The following is an 18778-nucleotide window of genomic DNA, read 5'->3' on the forward strand; positions in this document are numbered from 1 at the left end:
AGTGCACTCTGACTGGCCGCTCAACGGCGACAACAGCGCTATTTCTCTGCCGGTTGAGCAATAAACCAGCGCAATGAATTCAGCACTTTAGTTTCTGACATCTTGGCTCTGTTCTCATCAACCAACTTCATTAATACCAGTCTTGCGGTATAAATATCTAATTGTGCTTTATCAGCCAACTCCCTAGTTTTTGGCCAACGGTCTACGGGCGGTATCGCTTCACTAAATTGCTCTTGTAAGCTATTACAAGTTTCTTCCAATATGCCCATGACTTCTTCTTTACGTTGATTCTTAGGTTTCATTGATTTTTCCTCATGCAATATCTTTATTAAGAATGTCGTGTTTTTTATTTCTTACATTCTCTATTCATTATTTATATTTCCCACATAGTTGTAAGTATCTTCCTACAAATTTAAAGGATACTTCCCACAACCAGTAAGGTCGCATCTTATTTATTTTATATTGTTTTTGTAATTCTTATTTTATCGCCATAAATCGACCCTCTGGAATTAACAATTAAGCCTGGTTTTAATACCAAGTAAATACCATTCTCAAATCCATCAATAAATAAATGGTCTTTATTTTTAATTGAAGCTAAGTTTTTGATTTTTTTATTTTTATTCATATATTTCAATGGGTTGTTTTGATTTTTGTGTGTAAAAATACGTTTATCTATGCGTGTTTTTAAATGTTATTAATGTTTTGTTTTTTTGTGGTTAAGTTTTTTCTGCTTTTGGAATTAGGGTCTTGAGGATTTAATGTCGATTATAATTTGACTTATGGAATAAGCAATCGTTAATTTTGGAAAAATGACTTTTAGCGATCAAATGTGTCGACATGTGATTTTTGGTAGTGGTAAGTATCGAAGGTGTGGTGTTTATCGATCAATCTTATCGAGATTAATTGGTAAGTGTAATTAATTAAGGTAAACACTCTGAATTTTGATTTTTTGAATTAATTACCTATGAAGTTAACATCTATATTTGTATTATCTGCGTCGAACAAAAAGGTCTTAAGCGTTATTTAAAGGTTTTTTTAAAATGCAGGTGTTTTGCAATGCTTGCATGTTGAATCTATAGCTCTCTGTAGTATGCGACTTATTTCCTCGTATTTTAACGACAATAAATTGCTTGAGTTCTTATTTTTCAACTACTTCGATGCGATATTTGCCTTGATTCTATAAAGGTAAGTCAGCTAGTTAAACTTTAATTGTGTATAAAGGAATTACGTAATGAAACTGAATAAAACGATCTTGGCAGCAGCTCTGGTATTAGGTTTTGCATCTGTAGCTAACGCAGCAGACCAAGGTCAAGGTACTGTGACTTTCAATGGTTCTATCATTGATGCGCCATGCTCAATCGCAGCAGGTTCTGATTCTCAGACTGTTGAAATGGGTCAGATCTCTAACGTAGCTCTGCAGAATGGTGGCCGTTCTTCTTCCCATGATTTCGACATCAAATTGGAAAACTGCGACACCACCACTCTGAAAACTGTAACCACTACTTTTAGCGGTGCAGAATCAGCTGCAGTCCCTGGCCTGTTGGGTATCGTTGGTCTGGCTCAAGGCGCTGGTATTGCTATCGTTGATGGTTCTGGTTCTGTTGTAACTCTGGGCGATGCAACTGCTGAACAGACTCTGATCACCGGTAACAACACTTTGGCTTTCTCTGCTTACCTGCAGGGCAGCACTGCTTCTGACGCTATCAAACCAGGTAGCTTCTCAAGCGTAGCTAACTTCATGCTGGCTTACCAATAAGCACCCCATTTTTAATTGGACATGCGGATTTATCCGCATGTCTTTTTATCTTGAGAAAGATACGTGTTGGATGAGCTAGGTGATTTATGTCCAGGTCATTTTTTTTGATAGTGCCTCCTTCCTTGCTAATGGCGTCATTAATTAGTTTTTCTGCAATGGCTGATCCCATGAAGACAGACTTGGGCCACGTGAGTATGGAAGGAAGTATTACTGATACGTCTTGCGCGATAGACCCAGGAAGTTTAGAGCAGACCATCGACATGGCGATTATGCCCATCGGTCAATTGGTCGAGAACGGCGTGGGGAATGAGCACCCGTTTGCGATTCGCCTACTGGATTGCACGATAGTTCATGCGGACCCCGATAAATCTAACCGACAGCATTTTACTGTGTCATTTGATGGTGCCGCGGATGGCAATAATTTCGCGGTTTACGGTGAAGCCGAAGGCGTCGCAATGCAAATCATTGATGATAAGGGCAATGCTTCTGCTCCAGGTGTGCCGTCACCGGAAATTAATATTATCCCTACTGATGATATGAGACTCAATTATGCCCTGCGGTTAGTGGGCAATGGCAAGATGCTGCGTGCTGGAAACTATTACTCCAGTGTTCGTTTCAAATTGGATTATTACTGATTTCAATGAGTAAGGTGACATATCCCATGGTATCCGCTCGTTCCATCACTCACGGTATTGCCCGTAGCGGTTTATTACGCATTTTGATTGCAGTTGCGTTAAGTGGCAATGCCTATGGCGTGTCAGCCAGCGATGATATTCAGTTTAATACCGATGTGTTGGATACCACGGATCGCGCCAATATCGATCTGAGCCAATTCTCCCAACGTGGCTATATTATGCCTGGGAGTTATAACTTATTGGTTCATATGAATAAGCAGGAGCTCAACGAACAACCTGTGGTGTTCTACGCCTCTGAGAAAGATCCAAAAAATAGTGAGGCGTGTTTATCACCCAAGTTGGTTGAGTTGCTGGCGTTGAAAGAAGATAGCCTGCACAAGCTGACTTGGTGGCGTAATGGTGAATGTCTGGATATCAGCAGCTTGCCCGGCTTGACTGTGCAAGGCGATCTGGCGACCTCATCACTCTACCTGAGTGTGCCGCAAGCTTGGTTGGAATACAGCGAACCCGATTGGGATCCGCCTTCTCGTTGGGAAGAGGGGCTTCCTGGGGTGCTTTTCGACTATAACCTGTTGGGGCAATTGAACCGCCAGCAGACGAATAACACCAATAACAACAGTCTGAGCGGTAACGGTACCACTGGGGCCAACATCGGTGCCTGGCGATTCCGTGCTGATTGGCAGACACGTATTGATCAGGCCTCCGGCGAGTCCACAGAACGTCAATGGGATTGGAGCCGTTATTACGCCTACCGTGCGATACCGAGTTTGGGTGCCAAGCTGACGTTGGGTGAGGATTTTCTGAACTCAGCGATTTTTGACAGTTTCCGCTTTAGCGGTGCCAGTTTGGTTACTGATGACAACATGTTACCGCCGAATCTACGTGGTTATGCACCTGAGATTATGGGTGTTGCCCGTACCAATGCGCGGGTCATTGTCAGTCAGCAAGGACGTGTACTGAGTGAAACGCTGGTCGCTGCGGGCCCATTCCGTATTCAGAACCTGAACAGTTTTGTTTCAGGGGCGCTGGATGTGCGGGTGGAAGAGCTTGATGGCCAAGTCCAGCAATTCCAGGTCAATACCGCCAGCATTCCTTACCTGACTCGCCCCGGCATGGTGCGTTATCGCGTCGCTGCCGGTAAGCCCTCGAGTATGGGGCATCGGGCTGAAGGGCCAGCATTTGCCACCGGGGAATTCTCTTGGGGCGTCAATAACGGTTGGTCACTGTTCGGTGGTGGGATCAGCGGTGAAAACGAGTATCAAGCCGCATCTATGGGGGTGGGGCGTGATCTGATGGAGTTTGGTGCCGTGTCGGTTGATATGACTCAATCCTGGGCCAACTTGCCGGAGAAAGGCACCTTGAGTGGTGGCTCTTACCGAGTCAACTACTCGAAAAACTTCCAAGAAACCGGCAGCCAAGTGACCTTTGCTGGCTACCGTTTCTCTGAACGTAACTTTATGAGCATGACCGAGTATCTTGATGCGCGTTATCGCGGCGACAGAGTGGGTGGTAACAAAGAGATGTATACCATCAGCTTCAACCAGCAATTCCGCGATTTGGGGCTGAGTGCTTATCTGAACTATAGCCATCAGACCTATTGGGACCGTTCGGCGAATGACCGCTATAACCTGTCATTGGCTCGCTATTTTGACGTGGGTAAATTCAAGAACGTCAGTCTGTCTCTGTCTGCTTTCCGTAACCGGTATAACGACAGCAATGATGACGGCATGTACTTGTCCTTATCCATGCCGTTCGGTAATAACGCGACCTTGAGCTATAGCGCGTCGGTCAGTAGTGGTGAAAATACGCACCGAGTCGGATACGCCAATCGTCCAGATGCCCACAATAACTACCAGATTAATACCGGCGTAGCACGTAGCGGCGCATTGGTGAGTGGTAACTATAACCACATTGGCAATAGCGCGGATATTAGCGCCAACGCCAGCTACCAGGAAGGGCAGTACTCTTCCGTCGGTTTAGGCATTCAGGGTGGCGCGACCGTCACAGCTGAAGGTGCGGCACTGCATCGGGCAAATGTGATGGGCGGCACGCGATTGTTACTGGATACCCAAGGTGTAGCAGATGTTCCGGTTCAGGGCTATGGCTCAACCGTACGTACCAACCGTTTTGGTAAAGCCATCGTCAGCGATGTGAACAGCTATCACCGTAACCGAGCAAGTATCGATATCGATAACTTGGCGGATGACGTAGAAGCCAGAGGCACGGTTGCGCAAGTTACGCTGACTGAAGGTGCAATCGGTTATCGCCGCTTTAATGTGATTTCTGGTGAGAAAGCCTTGGCCATGCTGCGTATGGCTGATGGTTCGGCACCGCCATTCGGCGCCACTGTTTTAAATGAAAAGCAGCAAGAAACCGGCATTGTGAATGACGATGGTTCTACTTATCTCAGTGGGATCAAAGCCGGTGAAACCATGTCAGTACACTGGAATGGGGCGGCGCAATGTAGCGTGACGCTTCCGAAGACACTCACTCCAGCACTACTGGCGAATCTACTGTTGCCTTGTCAGCCGATAACGGAAGGGGATAAACCCCCGGTATCACAGTAGAAAGGTTTAGCAATGGACCTGCGGATAACAGCCCGTTTAGAGAATAGAAAACGATCGGCGCCACTAGGTTCTGACATGATTAATTCGAAGGAAAAGGTAATGAAATTGAATAACAAACTGCGCATCGCCACCATTTTGGTGACGGCATTGATGGCCCAGCAGGCGACAGCAGCGATTGCACTGGACAGAACCCGGGTGATCCTCAATGGCGGCGATAAGTCGATCAGTCTGAACATCAGCAACCAGAATAAGCAGTTGCCTTATCTGGCGCAGGGATGGATTGAAGATGAGCAGGGGAACAAGATTAACTCTCCGCTGACAGTGGTTCCGCCAGTGCAACGCGTAGAGCCGGGTGCGCTCAGCCAGTTAAAAATCCAGACGTTGCCTGCGGTGAGCCAGTTAGCTCAAGACCGTGAAACGCTGTACTACTTTAACCTGCGTGAAATTCCACCACGTTCGGAAAAAGCCAATACCTTGCAGATTGCGCTGCAAACCCGCATCAAGCTTTTTTACCGCCCAGCCAGCATCGTGCCACAAAAGGCCGATATGGCGACACCTTGGCAAGAAAAAGTTCAGCTGACTCGTCAGGGCGATCGTTATCAGGTTAATAACCCGACGCCGTATTACATCACGCTGGTCGATGCCAGTGAGAGCAAAAACGGCAAAACGGTTACGGGTTTCAAGCCACTGATGATCGCACCAAAATCACAGGGCATGTTAGATGTCAGCGCTGGCGCATTGGGCAGCAAACCGGTACTGACTTACGTCAATGACTTTGGTGGCCGACCAAAAATGATCTTTGGTTGTACAGGCAGCACCTGCTCAGTGGTTGAAAGCGTTAAATAACTGTTTATCTCGGTACGGCTTTAGCTGAGCAGATGAGACGACAGCGCGGATGTCAGACTGAACGATGAAAAAGGAATATGGGATGACTGTTATTTATAGCAGCTCGGTTTATAGCAGATCGGTTTGTAGCAGCATCGTTAACCGGTTTGTTCCGGTGGTCATGATGACCTTCATCGGGGCGACGACATTGTTGAGCAGCTCTGCATGGGCGCTGAATAAAGTTGCGGCGGTCAATATCACGGTCAGTATTTTTGCCGCACCGCCTTGTGTGATTAACAGCAATAGCACTATCAACGTCGATTTTGGTGATGACTTGCTGACTTCGCGTATCGACGGCGTTAATTACATGAAGCCGATCAGCTATAACTTGGACTGCACGACAGCAGCATCCAATACGCTAAAAATGAGTATTAAGGGTGATGGTGCCGCACTTGATGCCAGCTATTTGCAAACCAGTAACAACGGATTAGGGATCAAATTGATGCGCAGTGGGCAAGCATTACCGCTCAATAGCACCTTCAACTTTACCTATCCGACGATCCCAGTGTTGCAGGCGGTACCGATAAAACAGACAAGTGCTGCGCTAGCGACCGGTCTTTTTACTGCATCAGCCACCATGGTTGTGGAGTATCAATAATGAAAAACAGCGCATTGATATCGTGCTTTTCTGTTGCGGTGGTACTGGCACTGAGTAGTCCACTGGCGTATGCCGTGAATATGACGTTCTCGGGCACATTAATTAATCCCCCACCTTGCACCATCAGTGGTGGTAGCACCATCGATGTGGCTTTCGGGGAAAACCTGGGGGTGAATAAGATTAATGGCACCAATTATACCCAGAATGTGCCCTACACCGTCACCTGTGATACGACACCTACTGGCAGTTCGGAATTGGGTCTGACGATCATTAGCGGATCTGTAACCACATTTGATGCCGCAGCGATCCAAACCGATACCCAAGATCTGGGTATCAGAATACTGAAAAATGGCACGGCTTTTACACTGAATACACGTGTTCCGTATGACAAGAATAACCCGCCGGTGCTTCAGGCCGTACCGGTTCAAGCACCGGGTGCGACATTAACTGAAGGGGCTTTTTCAGCCACCGCCACATTATTAGTGGATTATCAATAGGATCACATGATGGCTAATTTTAATCTGTTGATGCGCCCTGAACGAATGATATTTAGCATGCTGATGCTGAATATTGTTTGGGCGATGCCAACATGGGCCGCTGATAATATGCGTTTTCACGGTGCATTAGTCGCGGAGCCTTGCACAATACGTCCCGGTGACGAAGCCATTGCTTTGAATTTTGGCACGGTGGTCGATAAATACCTCTATTCGAATCAACGTACTGTAGGTAAGCAATTTCAAATTCATCTGGTCGATTGTGATATCAGTTTGGGTAATACCGCCAAGATTATGTTTACCGGAAATAAAAATCTTAAATTACCGGGATTATTATCGGTTACTGATGCTGATATGGGCATCGGTATAGGTATCGAGACCTTGGCAGGTAGACCCTTACCGCTGGACCAAGCCAGTGAAGATATTTCGCTGAACGCAGATAGTAATATTATTACCTTGAAAGCTTATGTTCAGGGTGAGCCCGATGCCATTACCCAACGCACCATTAAGCGCGGTGAGTTTAATGCAGTAGCAACTTTTAGCTTGCAATACTATTGAGCGGTGAGTCTCCCCGCCTGATTTTATTTTAATGCCAAGATGTCGTCGCTGAAATTTATTATCAACAGCACAAATGCTGATAGGACAATGGAACTTAAACAAATGGAACAGCCTAATATGCGATTTAAAAATGGATATTGCTGGCTAATAGCTTGCGTGCTGTTCTTATTGCCGCTCTATAGCCAAGCCAGTGCCTGGGTTTCGACACAAACGCGGATTGACGGGCATTATAACGGTACATATTCTTGGCCGAGTGAAGAACTTGATGAAGTACTTTGCACTTCCTTATCATGTTCAGTGGCGATATGCCATTACTCAAGTACTCCGTCGGAGCAATGCCTTAACCCTAGTTCGGCGTCGACACGCGTCATTGTTAGCCAGGGCGCGACGGCGAAAATGATGAGACAAAAATTTGTTGATCAGAATGGTGTTGCAGGTAATTGGAGTACGAAAACAGTGGTGTTGAGCTCCATTAATACCTGTTTTGGTATCTTATATTGGCAAGGATCTGGTGATTCTAACTTTACCAGTCGTTTGATTCCTGGCTCTTATTGCGGTGCGGTTCCTCCTACCCCAGAAACCTGTGAAGTCACCGGTGATGTCTATATCAACCATGGTTCGCTTAGTCAGCAATCTGTTGATGGTGCAACAAAAACTGAACCTTTGATCATCAACTGCACCGCCACAACATCAGTGGTATTGACACTCGTGGGTGGCCAAAACATCAGCCTTGGGCAAAATGGGAACCTAAAGTCGACATTGAAGGTATCAGGGCAAGATCTTTCCAATAGTGTCACGGTCGTCGCAGGGGTGGGGAATACCTCTTTCCCGATTGAATCAACCCTTCATGCGCCCGCATTACCTGACGCGGGCACATTTAGCGGTAGTGGAGTTGTGATTATGTCATACCTCTAAATAGAGAATGATATGCACTCTTAATCTGAGTGCATGATTATTATGAAGATAAAATAGTGTATTCAAATATGCTATTTTAATTTTCATAAAGTGAGGTGTTAGACTGTTATTTTAATATAGCAGCGAACCCTTGCGGCATTTATTTATCTATTTTTTAGAATAAATAAATGTTATTTTTAAGTTGTAATTCATTGCGTTAATAGAGTATAAATTCACTGTGTTTTAGTGGTTGGTTATTAAGATTTATATCTATAGCTAAAAACGCATACTTCAATGGGCTATTAAATAATAGGCTGTAATTTTTTATTTTTTCTTTAAGGAAAAACTCATGAAAAAAATGAACCTGGCTGATGCCAATACAATCGTTGGCGGTACTGGTATTACTTGTAAAGATACTTTCCAGCTGCAAGCTAATGGCACAACTGCAACTTGTATGGCAACGACTACTTGTACTGATAAACACGGTAAAGTGACTAGCACGACTTCTAAACCAGCTGATTTCTCTAACTGCATGTAATATGTAGTTTTAAGTGTTTGTTGATGTCTAACAATACTTAATGATTACCCAGGCAAGTGCGGGGGAATAACTGTACTTGCCTGATTTATTTTTATTAATGCGAAACTAATTTTCAGATTCAAGAAATTTCGTATTAATTGAATATTAAGTGGTGCGATTTTAAGCCGACATAAATGTGATTTTACACTTGTTTATGTCTTTACCTGAACCTTGAATGTGAATACACCTTTATGTCTATCAAAAACGATATCTCGATAAAAAACAGTATATTTAGAAATAAGGGCTTTTTTATCGGTTACACACTGTTGGTTATCCTTATTTCTTCATTGATAACAACAGCCTATTTCCACTATTTCGTGCTGAATCAAAATACACAGGAAACGCTGATATCAGTTAGCGACAGTGAAATTGCCAACAGCCCGATCAAAGACGATAAAACGATTATCGAATTCTTCTCTTATGGCTGCCATTACTGCGCCATCAACGAAGAGAACGTCGCCCAATTAGAAAAGCGCATGCCAGAGGGCAGCCGCTTTATCCGCCTACATATCAGCAGTGACAAAACTGCTGGTCTGGTGCGTTTCGCACCGATGTTCGCCACCTTATCCGTGATGGGCATTGAATCGCAGCACCGCCAAAGTGCCTATAAAGCGGTACTCGAAGATAACATCGATTTGAGCGATAACAGCCAACTCGAAAACTGGTTAAAAGCCAATGGCATCGATGTCGCCCAATATCAGCAAGCTAGCCAGTCTGAGGAAGCTAAAGCGCTACTCGCCTACATGAAGGCTGTGACGGCACATTACAACATTGACGCCACCCCATCCTTTGTCGTCGGTAAGAAATGGATAGCCTTGCAGGATCGTGAATTCCCGGCGTTCTCGGATCAGCTCTTGTCATTACTTGAGCACGATAAGGCGCTGGATAAATAATGAGACTGCTAGCCGTATGGGGTTATTTTGCCTGGAGAAACCAGTTGGATAAGCTGGCTTTCCGTGGGCAAGCATTCACCCGCTGGCAGGCCCAACTGGCTGTCTGGTTGTTACGGCACGGTGATTATCGCTTTCTACTGATGCTCGGTGCTTTGCACCGGGCTTTCGGTTTGGCGTCGCGGCGACAGAAGAATCTGGCACGGGTGGCAGCCGCCAATAGCCAGTGTTTATTGGTGGGTCAGAAAAGCCCGTCAGCGCAGAATTTTATTCGCACGGCACAGCGGCGTCAGGTGTTGGAGTTGGCAGCAACTTACGGCCAGAATCGGCGGATTTTAGCGCAGTTGGCCGCCTGTACTCAGCAGTTGGACAGCCATGTTAGCGCACTGCACCAAGCCGGTTCTCCGGTTGTTTTGGCACCACTGCACATGGTTTCAGATGTGCTTGCTGGCATGGTGGGCGCAGGAGCTTATCCGGGGCAGGCGACAGTGGTGGTCTCGGCCAGCGCTGAAGCTTATGAAGAGCGGGCGCGGCAAATGGGCGGGGTGAATATCTCTTATTGCTCCATTCATGCTGATAGCCGTGCGATTGCCGGTAACCTGATGGATGCCATTATGGAAGCGGCAGAGCATAAGCGAAATATCATGGTTTTTCCGGACATTACGCCTGATTACACCGTCAATAACCAGATAGCAGAAACGGCCAAAATGCCCTGCCAGCTGTTTAACCGCCCCGCCAATTTGCACAGCGGCATTATTCGCATTGCCCGCGCCCTGTCGGCGCAGGTGGTTTTTTATTACCTTTATTACGACAAAGGGATAAAAATCCATATTTACCCTGCACTTAGTGCACGGGAAGTCAAAAAGAAATTACCTGAATTGATCGAAACGTCAATGACGCAGCATCCGCAAGATTGGCTGTTATGGCACTCACATTCGTTATTTTTTATTAACGAATAAATGTCACTTATAAAGAATAGTAGAAAATGGAAAAGATAATCCCGACGCAAGTTTTTCAAAGCGAAACCAATGAATGCGGCTTGGCCTGTATCTCGATGCTGGCACAGACGCAAGGCATCAACGCACCCTTGGAAAGCTTGCGGGAGCGCTATCCTGCCTCACAACATGGCACCTCACTGGCCACGCTGTGCACTATTTTGTCTGAGTTGGCGATACCGGCTTATCCGGTGGTGTTTGAGCATCAAGAGCTGTCAGCTATTCCGTTGCCAGCCATCTTGCATTACGGTGCCAGCCATTATGTGCTGCTCGCTTACCGTAAAGGTAACTATGTCTGCGTGATGAACCCAGCTATCGGACAGCAGCTATTGCCGATGGATGCCCTAAAAGCAGAGATCAGCGGTTATGCGCTGGTGCTGGACCCCGAAACCCCAGCCGATCCTGAAGCCGTGAAGAAGATGGAACAGAGTAAGCGACTCAGCGCGCTCGACTGCATGAGCCTGAAAGAGACCGCGAATGTTCGGGGGATCTACTGGCTAATGACGCTGGCGTTCTTGATCTCTCTGACGCTATTTATCATGCCGACCATGGTCAGCAGCGCGATCAATGATGTGTTCTCTTCTGCGGGCGACAAAGACTTCCCCTACTTCTATTTTCTGCTGGCCTTTGTGGTCTCCACCTCACTCGCTTTCTGTGTGCGGTACATCACCGAGCGCTACATCAAGCAATTTGTGGTGCTCAATAGCGTCGCCGGTTTTTCCCGTCTGCTTAGCCATTCGCTCAACTTTTTTGATAAGCGCGCACCGGGCGATATCTTCAGCCGCTTCTCGAACTGGCAAATGGCCGCCACCCAAAAAATTGAGCTGGATAATGGCCTGCGCACCGACTGGATCATCGGCGCTATTGCGCTCGCAGTGATGTGCTATATGAGCCCATTACTGGCGATGGTATCAGCGGTTGGCGTGATGTTGATGGGACTGATCAGTATTTGGGCCATCTACCGTGACCGCTATTACACCCAGCAGTTACAGGTCAAAGGCGCTGAGCAAAGTGATTTCATTCTGGAAACCATTCAGGGCTTCTCTACCATTAAATCTGCCGGTTTAGCCAGCCAACGCCAAGGGGTATTTGCTGGTCTGGCGCTGTCGCTGTTCAGCGCGTTACAGAAGAAAAAAATATACGATCAGGTCAAAAATAGCCTCTATCAGCTGATCGGCAGCCTGGAAATGGTGTTCTTTATGCTGCTGGCTTTGCCAATGTTGAAGCAGGGAACACTGAGTCTGGGCGAGTTTTTCGCCTACAGTTTTGTGCGCGAAATTTTCACCTCGTACATCACCAAGATTTTCTATGCGATTTTGCAGAAAAACCAACTACATGTGATTGATATCCGCGCCCGTGACCTGTTCCCGGCAGGGCAGCCAACGTCGCCTGAAAGTCGCTCGTCGATTCCTCCAGCGATCCCGGCGTTTACCCGCCAGTTGGATTACCAGAAGATCCGTTTTGCCTACGACGCCAGCCAGCCAGTATTGCGCGATTTGTCACTGTCACTGACCCGTGGGCAGAGTGTGGCGATCATCGGTGAATCCGGTGCTGGGAAAAGTACCCTACTGAAAGTGATGGCAGGATTGATGCCGCCACAGCAAGGGCAGGTGTTGGTCGATGGCGAACCGGTTGATTTTCAGCAGGCCCACGCGCTGTTCTTCCTGCAAAGTCAGGAGGACATCCTGTTCAACGCCTCGGTATTGCACAATATCACCCTGTTTGATGGGCATCTGGATGCGGATAAACGCCAGCGTATTGAGCGCTCACTACAAGGGCTGCAATTAACGGCGGTCATCGATAAATTGCCGGGTGGCCTCAACGCTCTGGTGCGTGAAAGTCACGCCGCGCTCTCTTTAGGGCAACGCCAACGCTTATTACTGGCCCGTGCGATGTACAGCAATTGTCCGGTTTTGGTTTTGGATGAACCCACCGCCAATCTGGATGAAGAGACCGCCCATCAAGTGATGAAGACCCTATTGGCTCATTGCCGCGAACACCAGAAAACGCTGATCACCGTGACCCACAGTGACCGTGTGCTGCCGATGTTTGATCGGGTTTTCCGCTTGAACGACGGCCAACTGGTGCGTTTCTCTCAATCCGTGACCTCAAGCCACCTCACGCCAGCGGCGGTTAACTGATGCGTATCAATATGACAAGTAAAACACGGCGCTTAGCGCTGATCCTGCTGATTGCCCTGTTGTTGGTGATTGGCGGTGGGGTGGCGCTATGGCTATCGGATAGTCAGCAGGCTGTCCCCCCTTTAACTGAAACCATTGGTCGCGGTGATATTGAACGAAATGTCATGGCAACCGGCAGCTTAAAACCCTCATTGCAAGTCAATGTCGGTGCGCAGGTTAACGGGCAGCTCACCAAACTTTATGTCAAGCAGGGCGACCGCGTGACCCGAGGCCAATTGCTGGCTGAAATCGACCCCACACTACAGCAGAACGAATTACGTAAAACCGGGGCTGAATTAGAGAGTGCGCAGGCGCAGAAGCAGGCCGCGCAGGCACTGTTACGCCAATATTTACTGGAGCTTCGCCGCCAGCAGACCTTGATAAAAGATAATTCGGGCGTGAAAAGCGCGCTGGAAAAAGCACAAGCGCAATACGATAGCCAAGTGGCGCAGTTACGCGTTAATGAAGCCCTGATTGTGCAGAGCCAAATGGCGATGGAAACAGCCAAAGCCAATCTGGCCTTTACTCGCATCACGGCCCCCATTGATGGCGAAGTGCTGGGCATCGTCACCAAAGAGGGACAAACCATTGTCTCCTCACAAAGCGCACCCACAATTCTGGTACTGGCCAATGTCGATACCATGACGGTACACACGCGCATTTCCGAAACCGATATTCTCAAAGTCAGTGTCGGGCAGCCGTTATGGTTCTATGTGGTGGCGGATCCTGAGCGCCGTTACGAAAGCCAAATGGATGCCATTCAGGAAGCGTCTGCGGAGAGTTTACGGGAAGACAGCACTGGACCGCAGCCCAACCAACAGACCTCCGCCATCTATTACAACGGCATATTCACTATCGCTAACCGCGAGCGGCTATTGCGCACCTCGATGACGGCACAAGTGTTTATTATCACTGCGCAGGCGAAGAATGTACTGCGCGTGCCACTCTCTGCGCTGGGTGAACAGCAGCCGAATAAACGCTATCGGGTGCAAGTGGTCAACGGCAAACAGATCGCCACTCGCTGGGTATCCCTTGGCCTGCGTAATGCTCAATATGCCGAAGTGAAAGAGGGGCTGAATCAGGGTGATCAGGTGGTGCTAATGGGTGCGCCATCGGGAGCGACCCATGAGCCATAACCCTGCTCATGCTGACGCGGATCCGCTGATCCAGCTCAAAGGCATTTATCGCCATTTTGCTTCTGGTGCGCAGTCGGTGGCGGTGCTGAAGAACATCTCACTGTCGATTCACAGCGGCGAAATGGTGGCGATCATTGGTGCTTCCGGTTCGGGCAAATCGACGCTGATGAACATCATTGGTTGTTTGGATAAGCCGACGCAGGGCGAGATGTCGATTCATAACATTTCGACGCGCGAAGCCAGCAGCGAACAGTTGGCGCAATTAAGAAGCCAGTACATCGGTTTTATTTTTCAGCGCTACCACCTGATGCCCTACTTAACCGCCACCGAAAACGTGGTTATTCCGGCACTCTATACCGCGATGACCGCCGCCGAGCGTCAGGAACGTGCAGCCTACTTGCTGCGTCGTTTGGGGCTGGGCCAGCATTTGTTGCACAAACCGGCGCAGCTCTCAGGGGGGCAACAGCAGCGGGTGAGTATTGCGCGCGCCCTGATGAATGGCGCGGGCATTATTCTGGCGGATGAGCCCACCGGGGCGCTGGACAGTGCCAGCGGGCAGGAGCTGATGGGGATTCTCCACGGCCTGCATCAGTCCGGTCACACCATTATTATCGTGACCCACGATCGCAATATCGCCAATCAGGCCCAGCGCATTATCGAGATCAGCGACGGTGAAATCATTGCCGATCGTCACAACTCGGTGGCTGAAAGCACCGTGGTTCATGCGGCGTTACCCGCCACTGTTGCCACTGGCCGCCCGCACTGGTGGTTAAGTGTGCGCGAAGCGATAAAAATGGCCTGGCGCTCACTGCTCGGCCACCGTATTCGCGCTTTTTTATCGATGCTGGGCATCATTATCGGCATTTCGTCGGTGGTCTCCTCCATGGCAGTAGGGGAAGGCGCACGGCAAGAAATCCTCAGTGAAATCAGTCAGCTTGGCACCAGTACGCTGGATATTCGCCCCGGACTGGGCTGGGATAAACCGCGCCCTGACCTGGAACGCTCCCTCACTCCGGTGGATGTGGCGTTGCTCAGCCAGCAACCTTACGTCGATAGCTTGTCACCGGTGGTCAGCAAAATGGTGACGGCGGTGCGTGGCGATAAAAAAGTGATGATCAATCTTTCTGGGGTTAGCAGCGGTTACTTTCAGGTGGAAGGGCTGAACTTTATTAACGGCGCGGGCTTTGGCTCAAGCCATGTCAGCACCCGTGAGCCGGTGGTTGTCCTGCAACCTGAACTCAGTGACACACTGTTTGCTGGTGGGGAAAACCCGATTGGCGAGATTGTGCAACTCGACGGTATTCCGTTACGGGTGATAGGGGTCGCCAAACGCTCAGGTATGCAGTTCGGCGGATTACTGAGCGCATGGATGCCCTATACCTCGCTAACCGAGCGCATCTCCGGAGAGATGCCATTGGAGTCGATCACCCTGCGAGTGCGAGAGGGTTTTGAGCTGAATGCGGCCCAGCGCGAAGTTGAGATGCTGCTGGATCAGGCCCATCGTCAGCGTGACTTTTTTATTCTGAGCAATGATGAAATGAGCAAAGCCATCCAGAAAACCTCTGATTCGATGACGCTGCTGATCACGGCAATTGCCGCCATTTCGCTGTTGGTGGGGGGGGTTGGCGTGATGAACATCATGTTGGTGTCGGTCACCGAGCGCACCCACGAAATCGGGATTCGCCTGTCAGTCGGTGCACGGCAGAGCGACATCATGCTCCAGTTCTTGATTGAGGCAGTGGTGATCTGCACCCTCGGCGGTTTGATTGGCATCGCCGGTTCGGCCCTGGCTGGGGTGGTTTTCTCGTGGGTGACGGAGACGTTCACCATGATTTTCACTTGGCAGCCGTTGGTGATGGCGTGCAGTTTCTCTGCGCTTATTGGGCTGGGATTCGGCTTCTTCCCCGCACGCAATGCCGCGCGTTTACACCCGACCGAGGCGTTGGCTCGAGAATGAATAGATTGATTAATGCAGGGCTAATTGCTCTGTTGCTCACCGGTTGCGGCTCTCTGCTGAAAAGTGATTATCAGCGGCCAATGTTGTCAGTGCCCGACGAATGGCGGGTTAAGGACAGTGGCGGCGGCTACCTGAACCACAGCGTGCACTGGTGGGAGAATTTCGATGATCCGCAACTGTCGGAAAGCATCAACCGCATGTTGGTCAGCAACAATGATCTGGCGGCAGCAGGGCTGAAGTTACAGCAGGCGCGGCTCACGGCAGGGCTGACCAATACCAATATGACCCCGAATGTCACGCTGAACGGTACGGGCAGCAATACCCGTTCGCTGAATGAAAATACTCAGCCGCGAGAGAGCTATAGTACCTCGCTGGGTTTGAGCTACGAACTGGATTTATGGGGCAAACTGGCCCGCGCCCGCGAGCAATCGGCGTGGCTGGTGAACGCCACTGAACAGGATCGTCAGGAAACGGCGCTCTCGCTGATTGGTATCACTGCGGATCTCTACTGGCAGATTGCCAAATTCAATCAGCAGCTGGGTTATCAACAGACGGCATTGGCTATCTCGCAGGAGACGCTAAAAATGGTGCAATCACGGCTGGCGGCCGGTGATGCGAGTGAGATTGAGCTGTTGCAGGCGCAGCAGTCGTTGTTGGATCGCCAAAACCAGTATCAAAATCTCGAACAGCAGCGGGAAGCGGCGCGCAATGCCATGGCGCTGCTGTTTAACCGTGCGCCTGATTATCGTCAGGCAGAACGTCAGTCATTGGATCTCCAGCAGCAGGTGCCAATCGCGGAAAGTTTGCCACTACAGGTCATTGCCCAGCGGCCCGATGTGCAGGCCGCCGAGTGGCGCTTGCGTGCCGCATTGGCCGGTTCGGATGTCGCCAAACTGAATTTCTATCCGACACTCTCGCTGGGTGCCACCTTGGATGCGGGTAGCGCGGTGTTTTCACAGTGGTTTAGCAACCCGAGCCGTACCCTAAGTGCCAGTGGCGCATTGCCCTTCCTACAATGGAATACCGTGCAGCTCACCATCGACCAGTCAAAACTGGACGTGCAATTGGCTGCCGTTGATTTCCGCCGCAAGGTCTATAGCGCACTGAAAGATGTGGATGACGCGATGACCCAGCGGCTGAGCTACCAGAAACAGAAACAGAATCAGTGGCAGAACCTGCAACTTAGCCAACGTCGGTTGAGCCTAACCAACAGCCAATATCAGGCGGGTGCTATCTCATTTCAGACCTTACTGGACGCGCAGGATGCCCTGCTGACCAGTGAAACCAGTTTGCTCGAACTGCAATATAACTACCTGAATGCCACCATGAAATTATGGTTAGCCCTTGGCGGCGGCGTAGTGAGCAGTGGAGTCGATAACAGTAAGGACAGTAAAGGAATTAAATCATGACGAAGACAGATAAACAGCGCCGCGTTGTCGTAACCGGTTACGGCAGCGTGACCCCGATGGGCATGACGGCACAGCAGAGTTGGGACGCCATTATGGATTACCAACTGGGTTACCGTTATTACGATAAGTCTGAGCAGGGCATCAAGTCGCGCTTTTTTGGCTTGCTTGACGCTGAACCTAATCTGAAATCGGTCCCTGCGGCCATTCGCCGCCGCCTACCGCGCTATGCCCGACTGGCACTGGCGGCAGCACGAGAAGCCATGGGCATGGCGTTCGGCGAGCAGTCGCCGGAAGCTTATTATGATTTGCTGGATTGTGGCACCATCATCGGCAGCGGCTGGGCCGGGCAAGATGAGACCCATGATAACTACGAAGGTTATCTGGAAACCGGGCTGGGTACACCTTTCGGCTGCTTCCTGTCGATGCCGAATGCCGGTACTGCCGCCTGTAGCTTGTACTGGGGATTACGGGGTTATCAGAACTCACCGATCGCCGCTTGCGCCACCGGCACTATCGCCATTGGTGATGCATTTGAAATTATCCGCAGCGGCCGCGCATCAATGATGCTGGCAGGGGCGGGTGAATCACTGCGCAGCGATGCGGCGGTGTGGAATATCGACATTCTGGGCGCACTGGCGCGCGAGCAAGAGGATGTCACCAAAGCCAGCTGCCCGTTTAGTCTGGATCGCAATGGTTTTGTGCTCTCTGAGGGCGCGGCAGTCTTGTGCCTCGAAGAGCGCGAAGGGGCGATTGCTCGCGGCGCGACTATCCTCGGCGAGATCAAAGGCTACGGTAACTACTCCGATGCCTTTGACTTTACTGCACCAGCAGAAGACCGCGTGGCGCGGGTGAAAACTATTCGCCACGCCTTGCAGCAGGCGGGTTTGAGCGCCGAAGAGATTGATTACGTTAACCTGCACGGCACCTCGACTCAGCTTAACGATCTGAATGAAACGCAATCCATCAAGCAGGCATTTGGTGATGCGGCTTATACCACAGCACTGTCCAGCACCAAATCCTACTCCGGCCATTTGATTGCCGCAGCGGGCAGCTTTGAATCGATTATCTGCCTGCAAGCGCTGAAGCATCAGATCATGCCCGCGACCTGTAACCTGAAAAATGCCGATCCGCAGTGCGATCTGGACTACATCAGTGAAGGGCATCGGCCAAAAGCTTTGCGCAATACGCTAAACCTCAGCTTCGGCTTTGGTGGGGCGAACGCCGCATTGGTTATCGGGTTGGATTGA

The 18778-nt window shown here is 49.5% G+C and carries 18 protein-coding genes; 16 read left to right on the forward strand and 2 right to left on the reverse strand.

Features of this window, described 5'->3' with window-relative positions; genetic code table 11:
• Window positions 1-38: 38 nt before the first annotated feature.
• Both ACZ76_RS13020 and ACZ76_RS19325 read right to left on the reverse strand, forming a co-directional pair.
• A complete protein-coding gene (locus ACZ76_RS13020) occupies window positions 39-302 on the reverse strand; it encodes a faeA-like family protein (protein ID WP_048619295.1) in 264 nt (87 codons plus the stop codon).
• 155 nt (window positions 303-457) lie between these two features.
• Window positions 458-625: a hypothetical protein gene (locus ACZ76_RS19325; RefSeq protein WP_156312875.1), complete on the reverse strand. Its 168-nt coding sequence runs from the start codon at window positions 623-625 to the stop codon at window positions 458-460.
• A gap of 606 nt (window positions 626-1231) precedes the next feature.
• Here ACZ76_RS19325 and ACZ76_RS13025 point away from each other — a divergent pair.
• From ACZ76_RS13025 to ACZ76_RS13100, 16 genes are all read left to right on the forward strand, one after another.
• Window positions 1232-1756, forward strand: coding sequence for a fimbrial protein (locus ACZ76_RS13025; protein WP_048619296.1), 525 nt, complete (start codon window positions 1232-1234; stop codon window positions 1754-1756).
• 128 nt (window positions 1757-1884) lie between these two features.
• Entirely contained in the window at window positions 1885-2391 is a 507-nt protein-coding gene (locus ACZ76_RS13030) for a fimbrial protein (protein WP_048619297.1), read from the forward strand.
• A 26-nt stretch (window positions 2392-2417) separates the two neighbouring features.
• Window positions 2418-4958 carry an outer membrane usher protein gene (locus tag ACZ76_RS13035; RefSeq protein WP_048619298.1) on the forward strand — a complete coding sequence of 847 codons (2541 nt, stop codon included), beginning with the start codon at window positions 2418-2420 and terminating at the stop codon, window positions 4956-4958.
• A 99-nt stretch (window positions 4959-5057) separates the two neighbouring features.
• On the forward strand, window positions 5058-5804 hold the full coding sequence (locus tag ACZ76_RS13040) for a fimbria/pilus periplasmic chaperone (protein WP_048619299.1): 747 nt from the start codon (window positions 5058-5060) through the stop codon (window positions 5802-5804).
• An 82-nt stretch (window positions 5805-5886) separates the two neighbouring features.
• On the forward strand, window positions 5887-6441 hold the full coding sequence (locus tag ACZ76_RS13045; protein ID WP_374700755.1) for a fimbrial protein: 555 nt from the start codon (window positions 5887-5889) through the stop codon (window positions 6439-6441).
• Entirely contained in the window at window positions 6441-6938 is a 498-nt protein-coding gene (locus ACZ76_RS13050; RefSeq protein ID WP_048619300.1) for a fimbrial protein, read from the forward strand. The genes ACZ76_RS13045 and ACZ76_RS13050 overlap by 1 nt, the downstream gene beginning before the upstream one ends.
• A gap of 9 nt (window positions 6939-6947) precedes the next feature.
• Window positions 6948-7493: a fimbrial protein gene (locus ACZ76_RS13055; protein ID WP_048619301.1), complete on the forward strand. Its 546-nt coding sequence runs from the start codon at window positions 6948-6950 to the stop codon at window positions 7491-7493.
• An 87-nt stretch (window positions 7494-7580) separates the two neighbouring features.
• Complete coding sequence (locus tag ACZ76_RS13060; protein WP_074007662.1) at window positions 7581-8408, forward strand: MrpH family fimbial adhesin; 828 nt, start codon at window positions 7581-7583, stop codon at window positions 8406-8408.
• Window positions 8409-8736: 328 nt separating this feature from the next.
• A complete protein-coding gene (locus ACZ76_RS13065) occupies window positions 8737-8925 on the forward strand; it encodes a DUF4762 family protein (protein WP_048619303.1) in 189 nt (62 codons plus the stop codon).
• A gap of 305 nt (window positions 8926-9230) precedes the next feature.
• The gene (locus ACZ76_RS13070; RefSeq protein ID WP_048620293.1) at window positions 9231-9857 is read left to right on the forward strand and encodes a DsbA family protein; all 627 of its coding nucleotides are present in this window, start codon (window positions 9231-9233) and stop codon (window positions 9855-9857) included.
• Window positions 9857-10813 (forward strand): lysophospholipid acyltransferase family protein, encoded by a 957-nt coding sequence (locus ACZ76_RS13075; protein WP_048619304.1) that lies wholly within the window; start codon window positions 9857-9859, stop codon window positions 10811-10813. The genes ACZ76_RS13070 and ACZ76_RS13075 overlap by 1 nt, the downstream gene beginning before the upstream one ends.
• Window positions 10814-10839: 26 nt before the next feature.
• Window positions 10840-12990: a peptidase domain-containing ABC transporter gene (locus ACZ76_RS13080; RefSeq protein ID WP_048619305.1), complete on the forward strand. Its 2151-nt coding sequence runs from the start codon at window positions 10840-10842 to the stop codon at window positions 12988-12990.
• 11 nt (window positions 12991-13001) lie between these two features.
• Window positions 13002-14165, forward strand: a complete 1164-nt coding sequence (locus ACZ76_RS13085; protein WP_374700754.1) for an efflux RND transporter periplasmic adaptor subunit — start codon at window positions 13002-13004, stop codon at window positions 14163-14165.
• Window positions 14155-16122 carry an ABC transporter permease gene (locus ACZ76_RS13090; RefSeq protein WP_048619307.1) on the forward strand — a complete coding sequence of 656 codons (1968 nt, stop codon included), beginning with the start codon at window positions 14155-14157 and terminating at the stop codon, window positions 16120-16122. Before ACZ76_RS13085 ends, ACZ76_RS13090 begins: the two co-directional genes overlap by 11 nt.
• A complete protein-coding gene (locus tag ACZ76_RS13095; protein ID WP_048619308.1) occupies window positions 16119-17531 on the forward strand; it encodes an efflux transporter outer membrane subunit in 1413 nt (470 codons plus the stop codon). Before ACZ76_RS13090 ends, ACZ76_RS13095 begins: the two co-directional genes overlap by 4 nt.
• The gene (locus tag ACZ76_RS13100) at window positions 17528-18778 is read left to right on the forward strand and encodes a beta-ketoacyl-[acyl-carrier-protein] synthase family protein (RefSeq protein WP_048619309.1); all 1251 of its coding nucleotides are present in this window, start codon (window positions 17528-17530) and stop codon (window positions 18776-18778) included. The genes ACZ76_RS13095 and ACZ76_RS13100 overlap by 4 nt, the downstream gene beginning before the upstream one ends.

Source organism: Yersinia aleksiciae, assembly GCF_001047675.1.
GTDB classification, from domain to species: Bacteria; Pseudomonadota; Gammaproteobacteria; order Enterobacterales; family Enterobacteriaceae; genus Yersinia; species Yersinia aleksiciae.